At 39.0% G+C, this 21,370-nt stretch carries 16 protein-coding genes; 7 read left to right on the plus strand and 9 right to left on the minus strand.

The features are described 5' to 3' along the window. Window positions 1–29: 29 nt before the first annotated feature. The gene (locus tag FJR04_RS08580) at window positions 30–617 is read left to right on the plus strand and encodes a Uma2 family endonuclease (RefSeq protein ID WP_168493621.1); all 588 of its coding nucleotides are present in this window, start codon (window positions 30–32) and stop codon (window positions 615–617) included. Between the two features lie 4 nt (window positions 618–621). On the opposite strand, the gene FJR04_RS08585 is transcribed toward FJR04_RS08580, so the two are convergent. The 4 genes from FJR04_RS08585 to FJR04_RS08600 form a co-directional block, all read right to left on the minus strand. Next, entirely contained in the window at window positions 622–1,074 is a 453-nt protein-coding gene (locus FJR04_RS08585; RefSeq protein WP_168493623.1) for a hypothetical protein, read from the minus strand. Then, the gene (locus FJR04_RS08590) at window positions 1,064–1,372 is read right to left on the minus strand and encodes a hypothetical protein (protein WP_168493625.1); all 309 of its coding nucleotides are present in this window, start codon (window positions 1,370–1,372) and stop codon (window positions 1,064–1,066) included. Before FJR04_RS08590 ends, FJR04_RS08585 begins: the two co-directional genes overlap by 11 nt. Then, a complete protein-coding gene (locus FJR04_RS08595) occupies window positions 1,353–1,592 on the minus strand; it encodes a 2-oxoisovalerate dehydrogenase (RefSeq protein ID WP_168493627.1) in 240 nt (79 codons plus the stop codon). Before FJR04_RS08595 ends, FJR04_RS08590 begins: the two co-directional genes overlap by 20 nt. A gap of 243 nt (window positions 1,593–1,835) precedes the next feature. Beyond that, window positions 1,836–2,099 carry a glutaredoxin family protein gene (locus tag FJR04_RS08600; protein WP_168493629.1) on the minus strand — a complete coding sequence of 88 codons (264 nt, stop codon included), beginning with the start codon at window positions 2,097–2,099 and terminating at the stop codon, window positions 1,836–1,838. A gap of 344 nt (window positions 2,100–2,443) precedes the next feature. On the opposite strand from FJR04_RS08600, the gene FJR04_RS08605 reads away from it, so the two are divergent. Continuing rightward, entirely contained in the window at window positions 2,444–2,656 is a 213-nt protein-coding gene (locus FJR04_RS08605; RefSeq protein ID WP_168493631.1) for a proteinase inhibitor I4 serpin, read from the plus strand. Window positions 2,657–2,672: 16 nt separating this feature from the next. On the opposite strand, the gene FJR04_RS08610 is transcribed toward FJR04_RS08605, so the two are convergent. Continuing rightward, the gene (locus FJR04_RS08610; RefSeq protein WP_168493633.1) at window positions 2,673–3,833 is read right to left on the minus strand and encodes an AI-2E family transporter; all 1,161 of its coding nucleotides are present in this window, start codon (window positions 3,831–3,833) and stop codon (window positions 2,673–2,675) included. 109 nt (window positions 3,834–3,942) lie between these two features. On the opposite strand from FJR04_RS08610, the gene FJR04_RS08615 reads away from it, so the two are divergent. The 3 genes from FJR04_RS08615 (at window position 3,943) to FJR04_RS08625 (ending at window position 6,010) form a co-directional block, all read left to right on the plus strand. Further along, on the plus strand, window positions 3,943–4,305 hold the full coding sequence (locus FJR04_RS08615; RefSeq protein WP_174763520.1) for a hypothetical protein: 363 nt from the start codon (window positions 3,943–3,945) through the stop codon (window positions 4,303–4,305). Between the two features lie 16 nt (window positions 4,306–4,321). Continuing rightward, window positions 4,322–4,501, plus strand: a complete 180-nt coding sequence (locus FJR04_RS08620; RefSeq protein WP_168493637.1) for a hypothetical protein — start codon at window positions 4,322–4,324, stop codon at window positions 4,499–4,501. A gap of 69 nt (window positions 4,502–4,570) precedes the next feature. Continuing rightward, window positions 4,571–6,010: an LCP family protein gene (locus FJR04_RS08625; protein WP_168493639.1), complete on the plus strand. Its 1,440-nt coding sequence runs from the start codon at window positions 4,571–4,573 to the stop codon at window positions 6,008–6,010. Between the two features lie 235 nt (window positions 6,011–6,245). Here FJR04_RS08625 and FJR04_RS08630 read toward each other — a convergent pair whose 3' ends face one another. The 4 genes from FJR04_RS08630 to FJR04_RS08645 form a co-directional block, all read right to left on the minus strand. Continuing rightward, the gene (locus FJR04_RS08630) at window positions 6,246–8,570 is read right to left on the minus strand and encodes an ATP-dependent helicase (protein ID WP_168493641.1); all 2,325 of its coding nucleotides are present in this window, start codon (window positions 8,568–8,570) and stop codon (window positions 6,246–6,248) included. 104 nt (window positions 8,571–8,674) lie between these two features. Continuing rightward, on the minus strand, window positions 8,675–14,896 hold the full coding sequence (locus FJR04_RS08635; RefSeq protein ID WP_168493643.1) for a PAS domain S-box protein: 6,222 nt from the start codon (window positions 14,894–14,896) through the stop codon (window positions 8,675–8,677). A 389-nt stretch (window positions 14,897–15,285) separates the two neighbouring features. Then, complete coding sequence (locus FJR04_RS08640) at window positions 15,286–16,362, minus strand: RuBisCO accumulation factor 1 (RefSeq protein ID WP_168493645.1); 1,077 nt, start codon at window positions 16,360–16,362, stop codon at window positions 15,286–15,288. An 18-nt stretch (window positions 16,363–16,380) separates the two neighbouring features. Next, the gene (locus tag FJR04_RS08645; protein WP_168493647.1) at window positions 16,381–19,014 is read right to left on the minus strand and encodes an EAL domain-containing protein; all 2,634 of its coding nucleotides are present in this window, start codon (window positions 19,012–19,014) and stop codon (window positions 16,381–16,383) included. A 443-nt stretch (window positions 19,015–19,457) separates the two neighbouring features. Here FJR04_RS08645 and FJR04_RS08650 point away from each other — a divergent pair, with 443 nt between their 5' ends. Both FJR04_RS08650 and FJR04_RS08655 read left to right on the plus strand, forming a co-directional pair. Then, window positions 19,458–20,492, plus strand: a complete 1,035-nt coding sequence (locus FJR04_RS08650; protein WP_168493818.1) for an ABC transporter ATP-binding protein — start codon at window positions 19,458–19,460, stop codon at window positions 20,490–20,492. Next, a complete protein-coding gene (locus tag FJR04_RS08655) occupies window positions 20,493–21,305 on the plus strand; it encodes an ABC transporter permease (protein WP_168493649.1) in 813 nt (270 codons plus the stop codon). The last annotated feature ends 65 nt before the right edge of the window (window positions 21,306–21,370 follow it).

The raw sequence follows: 21,370 nt of genomic DNA on the forward strand, positions 1-21,370 counted from the left end.
ATTAAGTAAAAAGTATGGCGGTTTTTTCTATGAAAGTTCCACTTTTAGAACAGGAAGAAGAAAAACTGGTAACTGTCCCTGGTGTTTCTTGGCAACAGTTTAAAACTATTGAGGTGCAGTTACAAGAAAATCATGCTGTGAAATTGGCATATTTAGCAGGGGTGCTGGAAATTATGTCTCCTATTGGTGATAAACATGAATATGTCAAAAAAACGCTTTCTTATTTATTAGAAGCGTACATGAGACATAAGGGTATTCGGTTTTATGGTAGGGGTGGTTTTACTTTAGAAGAATCTGGTTATGCTTCGGGAACACCTGATGAGTCTTATTGTATTGGGACTAATAAAGAAGTTCCTGATATTGTGATTGAAATTATAGTTAGTAGTGGCACAATTAAGAGAACTGAATTGTATAAACCTAAGAGAGTTCCAGAAGTTTGGTTTTGGAAGAATAATAAAACCCAAATTTTTAGTTTAAATACTGTTTTTGAATATGAGGAAGTTAACCGCAGTCGGTTTTTACCAGACTTGGATAAGGAGTTATTATTGCAGTTTTTAGCTATTCCTGATCAATATGATGCTGTATCTCAATTTATTGAGTTGATTAGTGAGAAATAAAAATTCATTCTAAATACTTATTCACAAACTCTTGAGGAGTTAAACATTCAAACTCTTTTGTTTCTTGGACTAAACAACGAATTAGTTTATAATTAGCAGAAACAAAGCATTGAGTTTCACCCTTACTAGCAGTTAAATAAACTCCAATATCTTCACGAGGAATTAATCCTAACTCTTCTATTTTTAGCCATTCATCAGCAGTAAAATTTACATAAATAACTTGTAATTGCTGCCAAATTCTAGCAACAATCTGACTACCCCAGTCTTTGTTATACAAACGTTTGGAAACTCGTAAAATCTGATCTAATAAATCTTCTGAAATGATAATTTCTATAGATGATGTTTGTTGAAAACCAACCGATTCTAATATTTTTCTTTCATAACTATTCTGGTTAGCAACACCAATAATATAAATATTAGTATCTAAAAATAGACGTTGAGGGATATTATGACTCATTTTGATGCCGTGCTTTTAATAAATATTCTTCAGCCATTTCTTTTTTCACATCTTGAATTAAATCAATAATTTTACCATACTCATTATATCCTGCATTATCTAAGGAATCTTTTACCTGTGATCCTAATGTTTCTAGGGTAATTAATGGTTGTTTGTGAAAATATTCTTGCTGAATTTGTGCAGCAGCTTGTGTTAAAATTAGCTTTAACTCAGATTGGAGAGTGCGTCCATTTTGTTCTGCTTGATATTTGAGTTTTTCCACTAGGTTGGGTTCTAGGTTATCTATAATTATTTTCATATTTGGTATCTGGGTTTTGGTTAGTTGATATTATAGCATATTGAGGACGATTTTGCTCATCAGGATAATGACAATGAACAGCATCTTTAATTAATTTTCTTAGTTCTTGAAGACTATCAGCTTGAGTAAAAATTGATTGATTAATAGCTTTAGCAATATAACCACCTTCATGATCTGCTTCAACTAAGAAAATAATTTCTTTGATCCTATTTTCACTCATAATGCACTTTCTTAAACAATTACGTTGAAAGTCATAATAATTATATCCCTTGAAAATTAAGATATGATGAAAATATTGTTCAATCAATTGTCACAACTAAATGAAGAATGAAAAATCATTAAGTTCTGATGTTTGAGTTTTGACTTCACGGCGGTACTAGGTTGGGTTCAAAGATAATCGTAAGTTTAAGAGATTATTGAAAAAGCATCGGGCGGTTAGAAACCGCCCTTCTAATCGCCCATTTCAACTTTTCACATACTTACCTAACATTGTTTCCAGACGTTCAACACTCAGCCGAGGAGAAGGGCGAGGTATAGATTGTTCTGTACCGTCGCTAGTAAGTAAATGTAGTACCGGGACTTCATATTGATATGCTGCAAACCAATCATCACGGGTGGTAATATCCCGAACTTCTAACTCAAAACTGAGATTTTTGATTTGTTCGAGTTTTTCCTGTAACCCTTCACAGAGATGACAACCTGGTTTGCTGTAGAGAATTAATTGCATGGTCTAGGATTGAATAAGGTTGAAGTATGACTTTTTTCATGTTTTGATAGCAGTTTTCAGGAAATAGTTGACATCCAGTGAGGATAAAACTCTTACACACAAAGACTTTCCACCCATTTTCTTTTCCCTACTAGAGCCGTTACCAAAATTGTAACAGTTGAGGATTTATAGACCTGGACGTGGGATATTGAACAACTAGTACAGCACGGCGTAAGTTAACAAACGATTAAAAATACCTAAAAAGCCTGTTTAATCTGCTTTTTTAATTCCACCCGCGGTACTAGCACATGATCAACGTCTGACTAGATAAACACCTGAAAATCTGGAGCTATTGAGGTAAAAGAATGAACCGAGAGAAATTGAATTCTGTAAAAACCAATTTTCTACAACGACGTTATGGCGTAAGTTTAGGAAGACGTTATGTTTTAGCGGCTGCTAGTGTTATGCTGATCAGTGTATTTGGTTGTTCCTCGGTAGACAATAGTAGTAACGCCCTCTCTAAATCTTATTTACCTGGCTCTAAACCCAGCCTTTCGCCGGAAAACAATCCATTTTGAGGTCAATAGGTTAATTTTAAGAAACACTCAAGGAATTATTCGCTTCAATTTTTGAAGATTCTTCTGGTGTCATGGGTGCAGCTATCTCCCCTGGAGAAGAGTCTTCTGTGTCGAGATTACGACTGGGAGGGCGAATGGCGCTAATGATGCTTTTAATGACAACAGCACAGGGGACAGCTACAATTACCCCTAAAAGTCCACCAATTCTCGCCCCAGTCAAAACAGAAATTAAAATCCAAACAGGGTTTAAACCAGTAAAACTGCCTAAAATTCGGGGTGCAATCAGATTTTCGAGAATTTGCTGCACGATGACGGCGGCTATTAATACCCTCACCCCCATAGAAACATCTTGCAGTGAGACTAAAGAAGTTGTCAGGGCGATACCTACAGAGCCGCCAAAGGGGATAAGTGCCATGACTCCAATAGTTAACCCAAATAATAAACCAAAGGGAACTTTCAGCCACAAGAAGGTGGGAATGAGAGCAGATGCCATGCAGGTTGATAAAATTAATTGGGTAATAAAAAAGTTTTGAAAGCTCAAACGCACTGTTTTAGAGAAGGGAACGCGAAATTTAGAAGGTAGCCATTCTACTAAACTTTGCCAAAGTTCACCGCCATGCTGTAATAAATAAAACGTTAGTACCATTGTCAGCAGGAAATCTAGCAAACTGGTAAAAGTGACTACAGCTAAATTTAATACCTGTCCAGCGATCGCCTGTAATTGTCCTTTGACGCGATCGTTAATTTGTGCCGCTAAAGCATCGAGGTTGATGGGTAAACCCATACCTTCCGCTTTTTCATTGAGTATCATTAATTGAGAACGCCCTGAATCAATTAAGTCTGGTAAACGAGCCACCAGTTGCTGTGCTTGACTCAGCGCCAGAGGAAACAGGGTGACACCTAGTGCTAATAAAATGGATAATGCTAATAGAAATACCAGGATGGCTACTTGTTCGCGTTTAGCACCATGAGTCTCCATCCAACTAACAGGGTAGTTGAGTAGAAATGCTAGTACCGAAGCTCCGACTAAAATCACTATTAAGGAATGGAAGTAATTGAAAATTGCAGCGATCGCCCAACCATTGAGAACTAATAAGGGAGCAAGAAGAGCGATCGCTAAAAATCTTGCTATAGGTGTCAGTGTTTGCCACCAATTGAGTAGCTTACGTGTCTGCATTTTTAAATAATTACACTATAGAACCAAATTGATTTCTTCTTTACAGACTATTATCTCTAACTAAATCACTGTTATTCACCATCTCTAGTTTATGATCACATCAACCACTATGAATAACCTCCCACCACCAGATCCAGATACATCAAAAACACAGCTTATTTTATATTTGATTCCCATTGTCGGCTTTTTTCCATCCCTATGGACTCTCTACCACCGTCAGGGTAGCCGGGAACAACTGGCTACAAGCCGTTTGTCTATTACCTTGGCTTTTATCTGGATGTTAAGTTATTTATTGTTAACTACTGGGGCGGCTGCGGATTTTTTGACACTGCGCCTATTAATCCTCAATAGTTTCTTAACTTCTGGTTATTTTTTAGTGAGTGTTTGGTTAATTTTTCGCATAATTCAACGGAAATCTTCTCGTTTACCAGGATTTAGTAATTTGGCAGAGCGAGTATTGCGTAAGTTGTGAATAGGGAAGAGGTAGGATGCAGCACTATGGCTTACGCCACGCTACGCTATCGGCTACGCTCAGTGACCGGGGAAAATGGACTTCCCAATCACCAATCACCAATCACCAATCACCAATCACCAATCACCAATCACCAATCACTTATGATATTTGGAAGTTTCTCATAGCAAATTTCATAGAGAGTTGGTTATCATAGTCTGATTTGTTTTAGATGTATTAAGTCGGCAAGTTTGTTTTCTTAAAAATCGTAGGTGTGAGGAAGTCTGTGACTAGTCAAAAAACAACAGCAGCACAACAAAAAGCCGCGAAAGCTAAATATAAGGGTAAAAGTTCTCGCTCATCGAAATCGGGGCGCTGGCTATGGTTTGCAGTAGGGATGGGGGGAATTGCCATGGTATCAGGAATTGCCGGGGCGTTGTTGGCAGTTTCTTGGGAAAGTACGCCATTGCAACAAGCTCAACTGAGTCCCCAAGAAGAAGCAGTATTTGGTAGTGATAGCATCTCTGGAAATGGGTTACAATTTTCCCAACTGACGCGCCCAGTGAATATCCTCGTCATGGGCATGAGCATACTTCCTCCAGATGTACAAAACCCTCCAGAAGAAACAAAAGACCTTGGTTATTTACCGCAAATTAATTCTTTTGATGGTCTTGCTGATGTCATGTTGTTGATCAAATTTGATCCAGAGACACAAAAGATAGTCATGCTTTCCGTTCCTAGAGATACTCGAACAAGAATTGAAGGCTATGGAATCAAAAAAATTAACGCCGCTAATGTAGACGGAGGACCAGCTTTAACAGCAAAAACCGTCAGTAATCTTTTAGGCGGAGTGGGAATTGATCGATATGTTCGTATTAACGTTTTAGGAGTTAGTAAGCTAATTGAGGCTTTGGGTGGAGTCAATGTCTACGTCCCCAAAGATATGAAATATCAGGATGATTCCCAGCATTTATACATTAATTTAAAAGCAGGGCAACAACATCTTAGTGGTGAACAAACGTTACAATTACTGCGCTATCGGCATGATGAACTAGGAGATATTGGTCGGATTCAACGCCAGCAAATGGTATTGCGTGCCTTGATTGAACAGACCCTTAATCCCACAACTCTGACTCGAGTACCAGATATTCTCAATGTTGTTAAAGAAAATATTGATACTAATCTATCTGTTGAGGAATTAGTCGCACTAGTTGGTTTTGGTTCAAGAACTAATCGCTCGAATATGCAAATGTTAATGCTACCAGGACGCTTTAGCGAAACAGGCGAATTTGATGCTAGTTATTGGATACCTTACAAAAAAAATATTGCTAAATTGATGTCCCAACACTTTGGTTTAGAAGGGACTTCACAAGAACAAGAGATGATTGAGCCTAGTCGGCTACGTATAGCTATTCAAGATAGTACAGGCGGTAATACAAACAGCGATCGCTATAATCGCTCTCAGTTGCGTCCCCTAATTCAAACATTGGAAAAAGCTGGATATAGCAATATCTTTATCTCTAAGCCTTGGGGACAACCTCTAGATGTAACTCATATTGTTGCTCAACAAGGAGATGGAGACAGCGCCGAATCACTACGCAGTATCTTGGGATTTGGTGAAGTGCGCGTAGAAAGCACTGGTAATATCGGCTCAGATATTACTATCCAGGTGGGTAAGGATTGGTTTCAAAACCAAGCTATTTTCTCGGATTCTACCAGTCAGTAGGGGATTGGGTATTGGGGACTGGGTAATTTTTCTTTCTTTCTTCTTTCTTAGGACTTACGCACAAGTCACGAAAGAACGAACTACGAAGGAACGAACCACGAAGGAACGAAGGACACGAAGAAAAGAAAGAAGGTTTCAGAGATATTTTGCGTAAGTCCTGTTTCTTTCTTTCTCCTGACTCCTGACTGGGCGCAGGGACTGCGCCCCTACCTCCTGTAGAGACTTTCTAGCATCTCTATGAACTTAGGAAATTTTGGGGAAATTGGCGTTTTAAAGCTGCAAACACAGGACAAGGAACAGAGGTTTGTACATTCTCTGGTTTACTCCATGTAAAGGGTGCTTTTTGCGCCGCAGACATCCATAAAAGTTGTTTAGCTCTAGTCATAGCGACATATAGTAACCGATATTCTTCAGCCATTTTTAAATATTTCGATTCTTCCCAAGCTTGTTTAATATCAGGTAGAGGTTGTTTATGAAGTCCGGCGCGAATTTGAGCGCGTGCTACTTCTGATAAAGTAAAATCGCCTAAAAATTTTCCTTGGGGTGGAATCCAAAATTTCCCAGGAATTAAATTTTCATGGAGAAAAGGCAAAAATACATAATCCCAGTCTAACCCTTTGGCTTTGTGCATGGTGATAATTGTTAATTGCCCTTTTTTTGTATATTGTTCTTCAACATTTTCTGGTTCTACAGATTCAAATCTTTCCGAACTGACAATTTCACCTAAAACTGAGATCATTTCCCTAATAGAACTATTACCAAAAATTTGCTGATTTACCCGTTCTGCAAGTTTGTCAGCAGTGGCTAATTCTGATTGATCATATTTTAAAGTTAAAGCTAAAAAAGAAATGATTTGATAATATGGTAATTCTAAATAGGCGCGGAGTAAACTCCGACAAAGATGAGCCGCTTTTTGCACTATTTCTGTTTGGGCTGGAGCTAAAGGACTTGGATATAAAAATTCTTCAGGAAGACTAGCGAGAGTATTAATATCTTGGGTAGGAATTAATTGACGTTCCACAAGGACATCTAAAGTAGCTTTAAGATAATCTGGAGAATGAGGGCGATCGCAAAATTGTAATAATGATAAAATTTCTTGAGGTACATGAGAACGTCGTTCTTTTTCTCCCACATCATAAAGTTGAATTTTATGCTCTTTACATATCTCTGCTAAATTAGCCGCTAACCACCTTCCCTGACGATTTTCTCTAACTAATATTGCCGCACAGGCTTGAGGATTTTCTGTAAATAACTCAATTACTCTTTGGGAAAGTAATCCAACTGTGTGATGAATATCTAGAGGAGTATAAAGTTCTAATCCCTGTCCCACTGGTTGAGGATTTTGTTGGTTATCACCAATATCAAGAGAGTGAATTTTCTGATTTAAAAATGGTGTTTGTCCATTTTTTGTTTTAGCTGAACCATGATTATTTACCCATTCTAAAGCAAAATTAGCAGCATCAATAATTATGTGTGTACTGCGACCAGCTTGATACATTTGAGCTAGTCTATTTTTCTTTTGGCAATCTTCGCAAAATTCCCGAAAATAAATAGGATCTGCGGGAGTAAAAGTAGAATTAATGGCTTGATTAGGATCACCAACTCTGATTAAATTTAATGTTGATTTATCTAATTTATTGCCATCTAAGCCACTAGCTAATATTTCTAATAAATCCGTCTGTAAAGGACTAGAATCTTGAGCTTCATCTTCAAAAACAGCAAAAACTTTATTTTGTTCAAGACGACGAGAGCTAGGATTTTGGAGAACTTTTAAAGCCCCTAAAATCATATCATCATAATCAATAAAATCCTGTAACTGCATGATTTTTTGATATTGTTCATATAACCCTGCTGCTACTTTTAAAATTTCATATTTATCTTGAGTTTGTTCACTCCAATTGAATAAATCTTGTGGTGATATTCCTGAACTTTTAGCTTCATGAATAACGGTATAAGCTAAATCTGGTAATACTTCTGTTCGTAACACAGACTGACGACGAAGTTTTTCTGTTTCTTCCCCATCAAATTGTTGTCCTGCAAGTAATTGCAGATAGATTTCTGGATGATGAGTAATCCATTGTTCTACGGCTGTGCGGATAAATTTATGACTTTGATTCGGTGTAATTAATGTTGTATTTTCTAACTGTAACCCAGATAAATCAGGATAACGAGTAGCAATAATTAAGGCTAAACCATGTAGTGTATAAACCGCAAATCCTGTTTGTGGTAAAGATAATTTTTTTAAATTTTCTCGAATTTTAAATTTAATATTGGCAGTAGCAGAACGGGTGAAAGTAACCACTATTAACTGTTTATATTCTTTGTTGCCTGTATTAAGATAATCCTGATATTGCCGGGCTATAGCGATCGCCGCAGCCGCAGCCATTCCCGTAGATTTTCCCGCTCCAGGCACAGCAGAAACAGCTAATGACCCCCCTTGCCAATCAGCCATTTGTGTTTGTCCTGGACGAAGTTTGGCACGAATTTCGGCAATATTTTCTTTTAATTGAGAACTAGGTGATAGTGGTAATACTTCAGCAGTAATTTGAGAATTTGACATAGTTAAAAATAGGTGACAGGTGACAGGAAAGAAGGAAGAATGAGGAGGAGATCAGAATAGTGTCCTAATAGTCTCGAATCTTGGTTATTAAGAGTTTTTAGTTGTCAATTGTCAATTATCTCCTCCAATAGGCGTTGAATTGTATTTGCTAAATGCTTGAGTTTTAGAGGCTTTGTGAGATAGTCATTTGCACCGGCTGTTAAACATTTTTCCCGATCACCAGGCATAGCTAAAGCTGTCAGAGCGATAATAGGTAAATTGGCTAAATTGGGGATAAATCGAATTTGTTCCATAGCTTCCAAACCATTCATTCCTGGCATTTGAATATCCATCAAAATTAAATCAGGGAGATGGGATTTAGTAAGGGCGATCGCTTCTTGACCATTTTTTGCTAAAACGATACGGTAGCCTTTAGCCTCTAAATAACTAGAGACAGTGAGGATATTCACTTCATTATCTTCTGCTAGCAAAATCAGGGGAGATTTCAATAATTTTCCTGGAGTCATAGCAACTAATTCAGATGCGTCTGGATTTACAGATTCAGTCCAATTCCCAGAGATATTAGCAGATGGTAAATCAACCATAAAACAACTCCCCACACCGATTGTACTGCTTACTCCCACTTGTCCACCGTGCATTTCTACAATTCGCTTCACGAGAGAAAGTCCTAAACCAGTCCCAGTATATTGGCGGTTTAAGGAACTATCAATTTGTACGAAGGGTTGAAATAGTTTATGGAGATTTTCCGGAGCGATGCCGATACCTGTATCAATGATTGCTATCCTAATAAAATCACAAAAATGTGTAATCTTTGTTTCCGGAGAATGTTGTTCTCGAAGCACAGATAAGGTAATAGATCCTCCTTCTGGAGTGAATTTGACAGCATTATTGAGTAAATTAATTAAAACTTGTCGCATTCGCCGTTCATCTACTAACAGTTCTGGTAAATTAGGTTGAATCTTGATGTCTAGATGAATGCGTTTTTGGAAAGCTTGGTGTTTGATAAAAGACAGACTGGATTTACAAAGTTGACGGATGACTACTGGGGTACAGTCTAATTCCATTTGTCCCGCTTCAATTTTGGATAAGTCGAGGATGTCGTTAATTAATTCCAATAGATGAGTACCACTGCGTTCAATGGTTTGTAAACCCTGACGTTGTTTCTCATTGATTACCCCAAATACCTGATCTTGCAATCCTTCCGTGATGCCAAGAATGGCGTTAAGGGGAGTGCGGAGTTCGTGACTCATACTGGCGAGAAATTCATCTTTGAGGCGAGTAGCGCGAGCAAGTTGTTTATTAGTATCGTGAAGTTGAGTTTCTGCTTGTTTGCGATCGCTAATATCTGTGACTCGCACCAGGTTCATTTTTTGACCTGCGACAGTAATTTGTTTGGCGGCCAGGTTGCCCCAAAATATTTTACCTGTGAAGGTTTTGTATTCAATTTCCCGACTCCAAAAGCCTTGTTGCTCCATATCATCTTTAATTGCTTGTAACTCTTCAATAGTGAATTGCTGCTTTTGTAATTGATGTCCTTCAATCCCAATTAAGTCGGTTTTATTAGTGACTGCAAACATCTCAACAGCCCGTTGGTTGCAATCTATGGTTCGGACTGTTTCTGCATCAACTAGAAAGAGGGCATCAGCCGATTCATTAAAAATAGCTTCTCGTAAATCCCGACTACGGATAATCTCAGCTTCCGCTTGTTTGCGATCGCTAATGTCGTAGTTAATGCCGATCATGCGTTGGGGTTGCCCTTGGGAATTACGCTGAACGAGTCCATAGCCTTTGAGAATGCGAATTTTGCTATTGGGTAATACAATTCTAAACTCAATATCTAGTTCTTTCTCCTCAGCAATAGCTTGTTTGACTGCTTGACGGATGGTAACTCTATCATCAGGATGCAGGAGGGTTTCAAATTTTGCTAAAGCTTCCTCACTTAAGTTCAAAGTCTCGCGGGAGATACCAAAGAGTTGATACATCCGATCATCCCAAAGCAGGGCATCGTTAACCAAATCTAAGTCCCAAATCCCAATTTTGGCGGATCTTACTGCCAACTTGAGGCGAGTTGATACGTTGCGGAGTTGGATTTCTGCGGCTTGTAACTTGGTTTCTGATTGTTTGCGATCGGTAATATCAAAGTTAATACCGATCATCCGGAGCGCTTTTCCTTGGGAGTCACGCTGTACAAGGGCATAGGCTTTGATAAATTTGATTGTGCCATTAGGCCACACTACCCTAAATTCTGGCTCAAAATCCCTTTCTCCAGCGATGGCTTGCTGGATAGCTATGCGTCCAGATATAAGATCATCGGGATGTAAACCTGCTTCCCATGCTTGATAAGCACCTGTAAAGTCGGAGGGTTTAACTCCATAGAGTTCGTACATCCTGTCATCCCAGACGAGATGATTGTTAATGATATCCCAGTCCCAAATGCCAATTTGAGCAGATTTGATGGCTAGATTCAATCTGTCCGATAGTTTATGCAGGGCAATTTCAATCTGTTGACGTTCATGAAGTGCGGCTTGCTGTTCGCTAATATCGAGAATTAATCCATCCCATAAAATATCCCCGTTGGCTTGCCGTTCGGGTTGAGAAATACCTTGTATCCATTTAATTTGTCCAGATGAGGTAATGATTCTGCCCTCCCATAACCATTGTTGTAAGGACAAAGCGGAATGGAGAATAGATTCCTGTAAAGATGGTAAATCTTCTGGATGGGCTAGTTGAAATACAGCATCGGCATTGTTGAGAATGGTAGCTGATTCTAGTTCATACACTTCTTGACAGCGATCGCTAATATATATAAATTCATAAGAGCCATCAGCACGAAGAATATATTGATACATTACCCCAGGAAGATTGGCAGCAATTCTCTGAAATCGAGCCTCATTTTGGCGTAAGGCGGCTTCTGAAAGTTTACGGATCGTGATATCCCGATCTATACCCCGATAACCGCAAAATTTTCTATCCTCGTCAAAAATGGGAACTGCGCTGGTCTCTAAAATAATCAGTCGTCCATCTTTATGGCGGTTAGTATTTTCCAAGCATTGAAAAGGCGCTTGCACGGAAAGGAATTGCATAAACTCTGGCAATACTCGTTCCGCTTCGGCTGGTGGCATAAAATCAAAGGGAGTTTTACCTAAAATTTCTGTGGGGGAATATCCCAAAACGTTAATGATTTGCGGACTAGCGTAGGTGTAAGCTCCAGATTCATTAACTTCCCAAATCCAATCACTACAGGTTTCGACAAGATTACGAAAGCGTTCTTTGCTTTGTTGTAGTTCTGCTGTTCTTTGCTCAACTTGGGTTTCTAAAGTTTGATTTTGTGCCTCCAAAACAAGCAGAAGCTGATCCCGTTCATATCCTGCTTGTTTGCGCTCTGTAATATCCTCGGCTATTGCACCAATCCGGTAAATTTCTCCAGAAGTATCCCTAATGGGGAAACATCTTCCCCAGATCCACCGAATCGCTTCATCAGGGCGAATAATGCGATACTCCTCATTTAAAAACCCCTGTCTACCAGTATTTTTATAAGCGGCATCAATGCGTTGACGATCATCTGGGTGCAGAACAGCCATCCAGGAGTCAGGATCTTGATATAAACTCTCTGTGGTTTGTCCCCAAATTTCTTCATAGGTAGGGTTGACATAAAGTAATTCTCCAGTGTCAATTTGACGGATTAACATGACTTGCCGACTGTTTTCTGCAAATTGCCGAAATTTCTCCTCACTATCCCTCAGTGCCACTTCGGACTGTTTGCGCTCGGTGATGTCTTGGGACATGGACATTCCGCCGATCACCTCACCTAGATCATTGCGGATAGGGATATGATGATCTAAGTAGAGGCGATCGCCATATAGAATTTCCGTAGTTACTGATTCTCCAGCTAGTGCTTGCTGATAACTTGGTGCAATCGTCTCACATACTGCTGGGGGATAAATTTCCCAAATCGTTTTTCCTTCCATTTCTGCTTTAGCTAAACCTGCATTAGCTAGTCCTAAGCCTCCTACTAGTAGGTAACGCAGGTCATGGTCAAATAGTACAACTGCACCGTTAGGAAAGTTATCTACTAGGGTGCGATACAGCTTTTCACTGCGATGCAAAGCTTCTACTGCTTGTTTGCGATCGGTGATATTAGTAATTGTCCCCACATAACCCGTCACCTTTTTTTCTAGGCTTTTTTCGGGAATGGCTTGTCCAAATACCCAAGTTACCATCCCATCTGGTCGCACAAACCGATATTCCAAACTCAAAGTTTCACCTGTTTGCACCAAATGCTGCCATTGAGACTCAACCATGTGGCGATCTTCTGGGTGTAAGGCTTTTTTCCAACCCTTTCCGACTGCTTCTTGAAAAGTCAAACCAGTTTCCTCACACCAGCGATCGTTAACATACCAACAATTACCTACTGTATTTGTCCGATAGATACCAACTGGAACTGATGCTGCTAGAGCTGCATAGCGTTCTTGACTTTCCTGAAATGCCTGTTTTACTTGTTCATAAATGATGGCGTTGCGCTTGGCTTCGGTGATGTCTCGCGCGGTCCAAATGACTGTTTCTGGGGAAAGCGGTGAAACTTGGGCATGAAACCAAATTTTTTGATTTCTAATCTGTAAGCTATATTCGCATTCTGAGGGCTTTTGTGTAGTAAGAGTTTGTCCAATTATCCTGACAAACTTGTCTGCTAGATGAGTGGGTAAAACTTCATGGACTGTTTTCCCAAGGGAGTCTTCAATCGGTCGGTAAAGTATATCTGCATTGGTAGGAGCAATTTTGAGATAACGTCCCTGTCTATCTATTACCAAAATCACATCAACCATAGCATTGAACAATCCTCTCAGTTCAGCTTCTGAGGCTTTGAGGGCTTTGAGTGTTTCTTGGTGTTCCCGTTCAATGCGCTTTTTGTCAGTAATATCACGCCCCTCGGCAATCAGCATTATTACCTCTTCTGATTCATTTTTAAGGGGACGCAGAGAAAAATCTATGGTGGCTATGTTACTTCCAGCACCGAGAACATCTACCTCGTAGCGGATAAATTCACCTTGGGCAGCACTAGCGATCGCTTGCTTTAAATTCTCTTGAGTTACTGGGGAAATTGACCACCAGTCAGCTTCCCAAAAAGGCTGATTGACGATATCTTCGAGTTTGATGCCACCAAAGTTTAAAGCTGTCTGGTTGGCTTCTCGTAAAATTCCTGTAGTTGTCAACAGTCCTGTAAATTGAAAGGTGTTATCGAAAATAGCTCGAAATTTATGCTCATGAATTTGTATTTCTTGTGTGCGTTCTTCTACTTTTTGTTGTAAAGAAGCATTGAGAATGTTGAGATTTTTCTGGAGTTCGGCCTGTTGAATAGCGATCGCTAATTGAACCGATAATTGTTGCATCAAGCTAATTTCGGTATTTTCCCAAACACGAGGTACAGAACATTGATGAACAATTAGCAAACCCCACAATGATGGTGCATTGATCGCAGATTTATCGTTTGTCGAATGGAAATTAGTCTGGGGTAACAAGATCGGGACAACGAGATTGGCACGTACCTGCCAGCTTTCTAAAAGTTGGAGATGGCATTTTGTCAGATTGGCTGCATAGATATCCGATGCTACAAAGATTTTGCCCTGTTTGTATTCCTCACTCATATTTTCTGGAAAACAGATATCCACAATTTGAGTGTGAAGACAAGGACTCCAAGGGGGAATGACTGCTTGCCCAACAATCTCTGCACTCATGTCAGAATTAAATTTATAAATAACTGTCCGATCAACCTGAAGAAAGGTGAGAACACTCTCCACAATTCCCTGATAAATATCTTCTAAGTTTAGAGACTGCTGAATATTTAAAGCCATCCCCGCAATGAGGTTTTCCTGCTTTTGTAATTGGGCTATTTTTTGGTTAAGTGTGGTGAAATTAAGTAAGTTATGAATACTATGGGATAAGGAAAATTGAGTAATGTTTTGCTTGACCAAATAGTCTATTGCCCCTTTTTTTATGGCACATACAGCTATTTTTTCATCCTCTTGGTCTGTTAGTATAATTACAGGTAGCTTTGCTTCTGGACAGTCTTTGCCCATAGCCTCTAGTAATTCCAAACCATTGCCATCAGGCAAATTACAATCTATCAGTACCACATCCAGATGCTGGGATTGCCAAAGCTCTAAACCTGCTTTGAGAGTCTCTGCTTCTAAAATGTCATAATTATTAATTAGGTCAGATTGAAGATAACTAGAATAGGCTGCACGATCAGTCTCGGAATTATCCACAATTAAAATAGTTGTAGATGATTTCCGTGACTGACTAGCAATCAGACTAAGGATGTTAGCCATGGCTGGATTAGACCTGGTAAAGCTCAATCAGGAATAATGTGTTTTTATGGTTAAAAACGCAATATATCCCGCCTTAGATTTAACATATATTAGGGGTTCTGGATACAGAAGTATTGCCTATTCTAGCCATTAAAATATAGCAATCTTATTTAGGATAAGAGAGGTAGGGGCGCAGGGTCTGCGCCCAGTTTTAGGGTACATCAGACTGCATAAATCCTGTAAATAAACAGATTGTTGATATCTGACTCCCCCTACCAATGTGTCAGTAGGGGCGAAGCATTCGGCAAATAAACATGGGAAACAACCGATAATTAATCGTCCGAATGCTTCGCCCTTACACCAAATGCTGACGCTTCCAGTCCCGTCAGGGATACGCCCCTACTTCCTAATTATTCGTCAATCTGCCAAGCGTCTTTGGTATATTCTTCATCCAGGATTTTCTTAGGACGAACTAGGACAATCATTTTTCCTAGTAGGGGAATTCCTGGTGCAGTTTCAAACCATTGAAAGTCAATACTTTCGCCATTTTCAAACACAAAGTAGTTGGAAACATCCCATTCTCTTTGAGCGCGATCTATGACGATCATGATTGGTTCAATTTTGTTTTGATGGGGGTTGGGGAAAATGTCGCTATTACCAATGACGACTACAGGATCTTCTGCATTTAGTAGCACTTTCCATCCTGGTAAGGATACCCAAGCTTGTTCTCCCGCAAATTTGACAATGCGAAATGGTTGAATTTCTGTAATTAAGGGTACGGCTTTTAAGGTTTGTGCTGTTAATGGTAACTCCCCTACCACTGGCAAAATCCGGGGTAAGTCTTCATCAGATTCAAGTCGGTAAAAGGGGAGGATTGGTGGTGCAAGTTTAGGTGTAACGCTAAAGTCCATTAACAGTTGTTCTAGTTGTTTTCTAGCTGTTTCGGAGTGGACGAAGCGTAAACCTTTGGCTATTAAGCGCGATCGCTCTGATAAGTCGGATTTTTGTTTGGCGTATTTCCAAGATTGATAGGCGATCGCATCTCCTGGATGTTTGCTAAAATTTTCTGGTAAATTAGGAAACCAAGAATAATCTTTGACTGCTTTGGCTATATCCCTAACTACGTCTGCATCAAGTTTGTACTGAAAGGTTAAGTCGGCAGTGGTAGCACGGTCTTCTTGTGTCAATCCCCGTAATTCATATAACACATCACTGCTTTTGGTGCTGTAATATGCTAGTGTTTCTGGTGATGATCCACATTTTTCCATGGAATTGTAAACCTGAGAACCCACGATGACTTGATTTTGCTGAATTGGCTCAAATCCTGTGGCTTCAAAGATATCTTGGGGATTATAACCGTTTTTTTGCAGGTAAGCGATCGCTTGTCCCCATTCTACCCAGCTACCTTTTTTTTGTCTGAGCTTGACTAATAATTCTGTGGCTATATCCTGTTCAGGATTTTGGGCGTTAGACTGTAGTTCATTCATAATGACAATTGTGGTAATTTAATCTTTTTCGTTTTTCAAAACTTCTGTAGCTTGCTCAATAGTTAGTGGTCGGTATAAAAGATATCCTTGGACATCATCACAATTAATTGACCGCAAAAATTCTAACTCTGCTGGTTGTTCTACTCCTTCGGCAATTAGTCTCAATCCTAAAGAGCGTCCCAAGGTAACTATAGCTTGAATAATATGAGCAACTTTTTCATCTTTGGTCAGTTCTTTAATAAATGAGCGATCAATTTTCAAGTTATGAAATGGTAACACCTGTAACCGCGACAGCGAAGAATAACCTGTACCAAAGTCATCAATGGCCAGAAGTAAACCCATTTGTGCTAAATTATGGAGTACAGTTGTCGTGAAATCAAGATCGGCGATCGCTGTAGTTTCCGTAATCTCTAATTCTAAAAATTCTGGTTCTAGTCGGGTCGCTGTTAAAATATTAGTTAATACTTCTAATAATTTAGGTTGGCGAAATTGCTTAGGAGAAAGGTTGACAGCAATAGTGATGGGTGGATATCCCGCTTCTTGCCACATTTTATTTTGACTACAAGCTTGGCGTAATACCCATTCACCAATAGAGATAATTAAGCCACTTTCTTCGGCTAAAGGTATAAACACAGTCGGAGAAACTATCCCCATTTCTGGATGATACCAACGCAGTAATGCCTCCATCCCTGTAATTTTATTGGTGGCAATATTGACACGCGGTTGATAATTGATGATAAATTCGTCTCTTTCTAAGGCATGGCGTAAACTTTTTTCTAAACTCAATAGTTCTGGATTCTTTTTACTGAGAGACTCTTTATAAAATTGGTAGTTATTTCGCCCCTCATCTTTAGCATAGTACAAAGCTGCATCTGCGTGCTGAATGAGAGTTTCGGCATCATAACTATGTTTACCTAAGAGGGCGATGCCAATACTAGAACTAATATAAAGTTCATGTCCATGGACATGAAAGGCACTTTCTAAAGTCTGGAGAATATTTTGAGCTATTTGGATAATGGGTTGAATTTCCGTGATTTGTGGTAATAAAATTGTAAATTCATCACCGCCCCAACGAGCCACAATATCGTTAGGTCTGATTGCATCTTGGAGTCTTTGGGCGACTATTTTCAATAAGTTGTCTCCGACTGTATGCCCCAAAGTATCATTAATAATTTTAAACCGATCCAGATCCAGGAACATCACCGCAATACTTTCCTCTGTCTGCACTCTTTCTTGTATGCAGCGGTTGAGGATATCGTTGAATAATAACCGATTTGGCAGTCCAGTCAGTAAATCGTGCATGGCTTGATAGCGCATTTTTTCTTCTACTTGCTGACGTTGACGAGCGCCACTGATACTCGCGGCCATGGTTAAAAGGCTAGATTCTTCATGTTTTGACCAATGACGATTTGATGTACATTCAATTAATCCCAAACAACCCCAAAACTCTGTTTCTAATCTGAGTGGTACAAGCAGGAGCGATTTAATATTATCGCCCATCAATAGTTCTTTTTCGGTGAGGGGAAATGTTTGGGTAAAGCCACTAATAGTTTCACCTTGAGAAAGTGTGTGATACCAGCGTTCTAGTCCAGAGTTTTGATAGGACTGATTTTGCCAATGGTAAAGAGAAGTTTCTGCACCAGATTTAATCCATTCAAATCTTTTACTAACAGACATTTCCCCGGTAATTGGATGGGGATGGTTTTGGAATAGATAGACTCGTTCGACATTGGTAGCTTCTCCTAATGCTGCTAGTGCTTTTTCGATAGCTATCTCATAGTTCATTTCTGCTAATAAATAATTAGCTGCTTCAGCTACTGCTTGTAATAGGCGATCGCGTTGTTTTAGTTCTAGTTCAGCTTGTTTTTGTTCTGTAATTTCTCTAATAATAAAAGTTCTAATTAAATCACTTTGGGGTAAGTAGTGAACAGATTGCTCAAAAATTTCCTCTCCAACTGTGATTTCTCGCACAAAGGAAGTTTGGGTTTGATTTTCAACTGCTTTTAATAATTGTGTCAAAATTGGGTGTTTCTGACCTAACTGCCTCAGATTAGGAAATTTTGCTGCTGCTGCCGGATTTAGATAAGTAACTATTCCCTCTAAATCCATTTCAATAATGGGATTAGGAATAAGTTCTGGAAAGGAGGCTAGACGGGCTAAGGCTGCATCACTAGCAGCTTCAAAATTACTATCGCGTATAATAGATGTCTCAAAGGGAGAACCAGAATTTACTTTGCCTGACAAGAAATCAGACAAGTCATCGGCTTCACAAGATGCCGAAAATGCTTGCTCAGAAAGGTTGCTAATAACATAATATTTAGCTTGAGTATTATTATTCCCAAAAGCAACAACGTCTCCATTTTGAAGATTATGAGAAAGACATTTATTGCCATTGACAAATAAACCATTGGTACTTCTTTTTCCTTGGAAGTTACCATCAATAATCCGAAAACTATATTGGTCAGTATTCGGAACTGTGACTCTTAATAAAATTGCGTGTTGTCTAGATACAGACCGAGAATGGAGAACGATAGCGTTTCTTAAATCCCTTCCTAGAGAGTAAGTTGCTTCTAGCAATGGAAGAGTCCGCTGCCCTTGTGGATCTTGGACAACTAATAAATGACGAATTTTTTCACTTTCATTTCCTGCCATGCCTCTTCCTTAAAATTTTATGTATTTGGGTACTTTATGTAAAATTTTTACTATATTCTGAATTATTAGTATTTTCAACTATTATTTGGGATGGCAAGGTTAACTATTCATTTTATAGATCATACAACTAGTGTTACCTAAAAAATTTGACACTATTGTATTAACTTCATGAAATATTAGTTAATTTTAATTATATATTTACCTTTTTGTATTCTTTTTTACATATGCACTGAAAATACAGTTAGACACTGAAAGTATATAATACTATATATTATAAAATTATGCGCGTTTAATACAAGTTCATACAGCAGGAGTCAGGAGTCGTAAGTCCTGCGCCCAGTTGTGTAAAGGAACAAACTTCAAGAAAGGCATCTTCAGAATTACCAATTACCAATTAACAATTCTTTAGTTAAGATTGTTTGGATATTCTCATTATTGAACAGATGATTGAAGTTGAGCATCTCAGTAAAATTTATGGTTCGACAACAGCAATTACTGATGTCACCTTTAGGGTTGAACCTGGGGAAATCTTGGGATTTTTGGGTCCTAACGGTGCTGGTAAAACTACGACCATGCGAATTTTAGCCGGTTATTTACCTGCGACCAGTGGCACAGCGAAGATTGCAGGTTATGATGTCCATGATCATTCTTTAGCTGTGCGGCAGCGAATTGGCTATTTACCGGAAACACCACCCTTGTATCCAGAGATGACGGTAGAAGGGTTTTTGCATTTTGTCGCCAGGATTAAAGGAATTGCTTCAGGCGATCGCCCTAGCAAGGTAACAGCAGCCATTAACCGCTGCAATTTACAAGATAAGCGCCAAGTCATTATTCGTAAACTGTCTAAAGGCTATCGGCAAAGAGTGGGAATTGCCCAAGCGATCGTTCATGATCCACCAGCAATTATTTTAGATGAACCTACAGTTGGTCTTGATCCCCGGCAAATTATGGAAGTGCGGAACTTAATTAAAAGTTTAGCAGGAACACATACCATTATTCTCTCTACTCATATTCTCCCAGAAGTGAGCATGACCTGTAGCCGCGTGGCCATTATTAATCGTGGGCAAATAGTCACAACTAATACCCCAGAAAATTTAGTGACACAATTAACAGGTGGGGCAGGATATGAATTAGAAATTACAGGAGAAGCACCTTTAGCTAAACAAATGTTACAAAAAATATCCGGTGTAACTTTAGTAGAATCAGTTCCTAACCATCACAACTTGCCAGAACATCATACTTACTTACGGGTAATCTTACAGCCGGGAAAAGAACCAGGAAAAGAAATTGCTGCGGCTTTAGTTCGGGCTGGATTTGGTTTATATGAAATGCGTCGTGTTAGTGCCACACTAGAAGATGTCTTCTTAAAATTAACTACATCAGAAAAGAATTTCTCTACAGGGATAAATTCAGAAATTGAAGAATCAGAAGCCACCACAGATATTAACTCAGAAATTGAAGCAGGAGAAGTTGCATAAATGGGTATAGTAATCGCCAATATTATTGCCATTTATCGTCGAGAACTACAGAGTTATTTTATATCGCCCTTAGCCTATGGAATAGCTAGTGTATTTTGGTTTTTGGCAGGTTTATTTTTTGTGATGATTTTATTGGGACCCGAAGGAATTTTAGTCACAGTTTCTAGCTATGATTTACAAGGGCAACAATTTGGAGTCCAACCACCGATCATAGATGTTCCTTATGAATTTGTACGGGCATTTTTAGATCGGATGGGATGGTTGATGCTATTTATATTACCTATTCTGTCCATGGGACTTTATGCCGAAGAACGCAAGCGAGGAACTTTAGAACTTTTAGCCACATCACCAGTTACTAACTGGGCTGTAGCCGTAGGGAAACTATTAGGGGTATTAACATTTTTTGTGACAATGATTTTACCTTTGCTAGGATTTGAAGCGATCGCTTTATCTAGTTCTAATCCTCCTATATCTCCCACAATTCCCTTACTTGGTCATTTAGGATTACTCTTATTCGCAGCAGCAATTTTATCTCTAGGAATGTTTATTTCTTCATTAACAGACAGTACAATTTTATCGGCTGTCCTCACTTTTGGCGTAGTCATTTTGCTGTTATTCATTGATTTAATCGCAAAAAGCATTCCTGGTCCCATTGGTGAAGCTGTGAGTCATCTATCCCTTCTGAAACATTACAATACCCTAATTCAAGGAATTTTTGATACTAGCGCCTTGATTTTATTTGCTAGTTACATTATCTTAGGTATTTTTCTCACAGCCCAATCAATTGATGCACTTCGCTTTCAACGTCAGTAGTTAGTTGTCAGTTGTCAGTAGTTAGTAGTTAGTTGTCAATTGTCAATTGTCAATTGTTAAAGAAT

Origin of the sequence: Anabaena sp. UHCC 0204, from assembly GCF_009711975.1 — a bacterium.
Taxonomy (GTDB): Bacteria; Cyanobacteriota; Cyanobacteriia; order Cyanobacteriales; family Nostocaceae; genus Dolichospermum.

Coding starts and splice junctions, on each gene's coding strand:
- FJR04_RS08580 (WP_168493621.1), top strand. CDS start 30: ATGAAAGTTCCACTTTTAGAACAGGAAGAAGAAAAACTGGTAACTGTC.
- FJR04_RS08585 (WP_168493623.1), bottom strand. CDS start 1,074: ATGAGTCATAATATCCCTCAACGTCTATTTTTAGATACTAATATTTAT.
- FJR04_RS08590 (WP_168493625.1), bottom strand. CDS start 1,372: ATGAAAATAATTATAGATAACCTAGAACCCAACCTAGTGGAAAAACTC.
- FJR04_RS08595 (WP_168493627.1), bottom strand. CDS start 1,592: ATGAGTGAAAATAGGATCAAAGAAATTATTTTCTTAGTTGAAGCAGAT.
- FJR04_RS08600 (WP_168493629.1), bottom strand. CDS start 2,099: ATGCAATTAATTCTCTACAGCAAACCAGGTTGTCATCTCTGTGAAGGG.
- FJR04_RS08605 (WP_168493631.1), top strand. CDS start 2,444: ATGAACCGAGAGAAATTGAATTCTGTAAAAACCAATTTTCTACAACGA.
- FJR04_RS08610 (WP_168493633.1), bottom strand. CDS start 3,833: ATGCAGACACGTAAGCTACTCAATTGGTGGCAAACACTGACACCTATA.
- FJR04_RS08615 (WP_174763520.1), top strand. CDS start 3,943: ATGAATAACCTCCCACCACCAGATCCAGATACATCAAAAACACAGCTT.
- FJR04_RS08620 (WP_168493637.1), top strand. CDS start 4,322: ATGCAGCACTATGGCTTACGCCACGCTACGCTATCGGCTACGCTCAGT.
- FJR04_RS08630 (WP_168493641.1), bottom strand. CDS start 8,570: ATGTCAAATTCTCAAATTACTGCTGAAGTATTACCACTATCACCTAGT.
- FJR04_RS08635 (WP_168493643.1), bottom strand. CDS start 14,896: ATGGCTAACATCCTTAGTCTGATTGCTAGTCAGTCACGGAAATCATCT.
- FJR04_RS08640 (WP_168493645.1), bottom strand. CDS start 16,362: ATGAATGAACTACAGTCTAACGCCCAAAATCCTGAACAGGATATAGCC.
- FJR04_RS08645 (WP_168493647.1), bottom strand. CDS start 19,014: ATGGCAGGAAATGAAAGTGAAAAAATTCGTCATTTATTAGTTGTCCAA.
- FJR04_RS08650 (WP_168493818.1), top strand. CDS start 19,458: ATGATTGAAGTTGAGCATCTCAGTAAAATTTATGGTTCGACAACAGCA.
- FJR04_RS08655 (WP_168493649.1), top strand. CDS start 20,493: ATGGGTATAGTAATCGCCAATATTATTGCCATTTATCGTCGAGAACTA.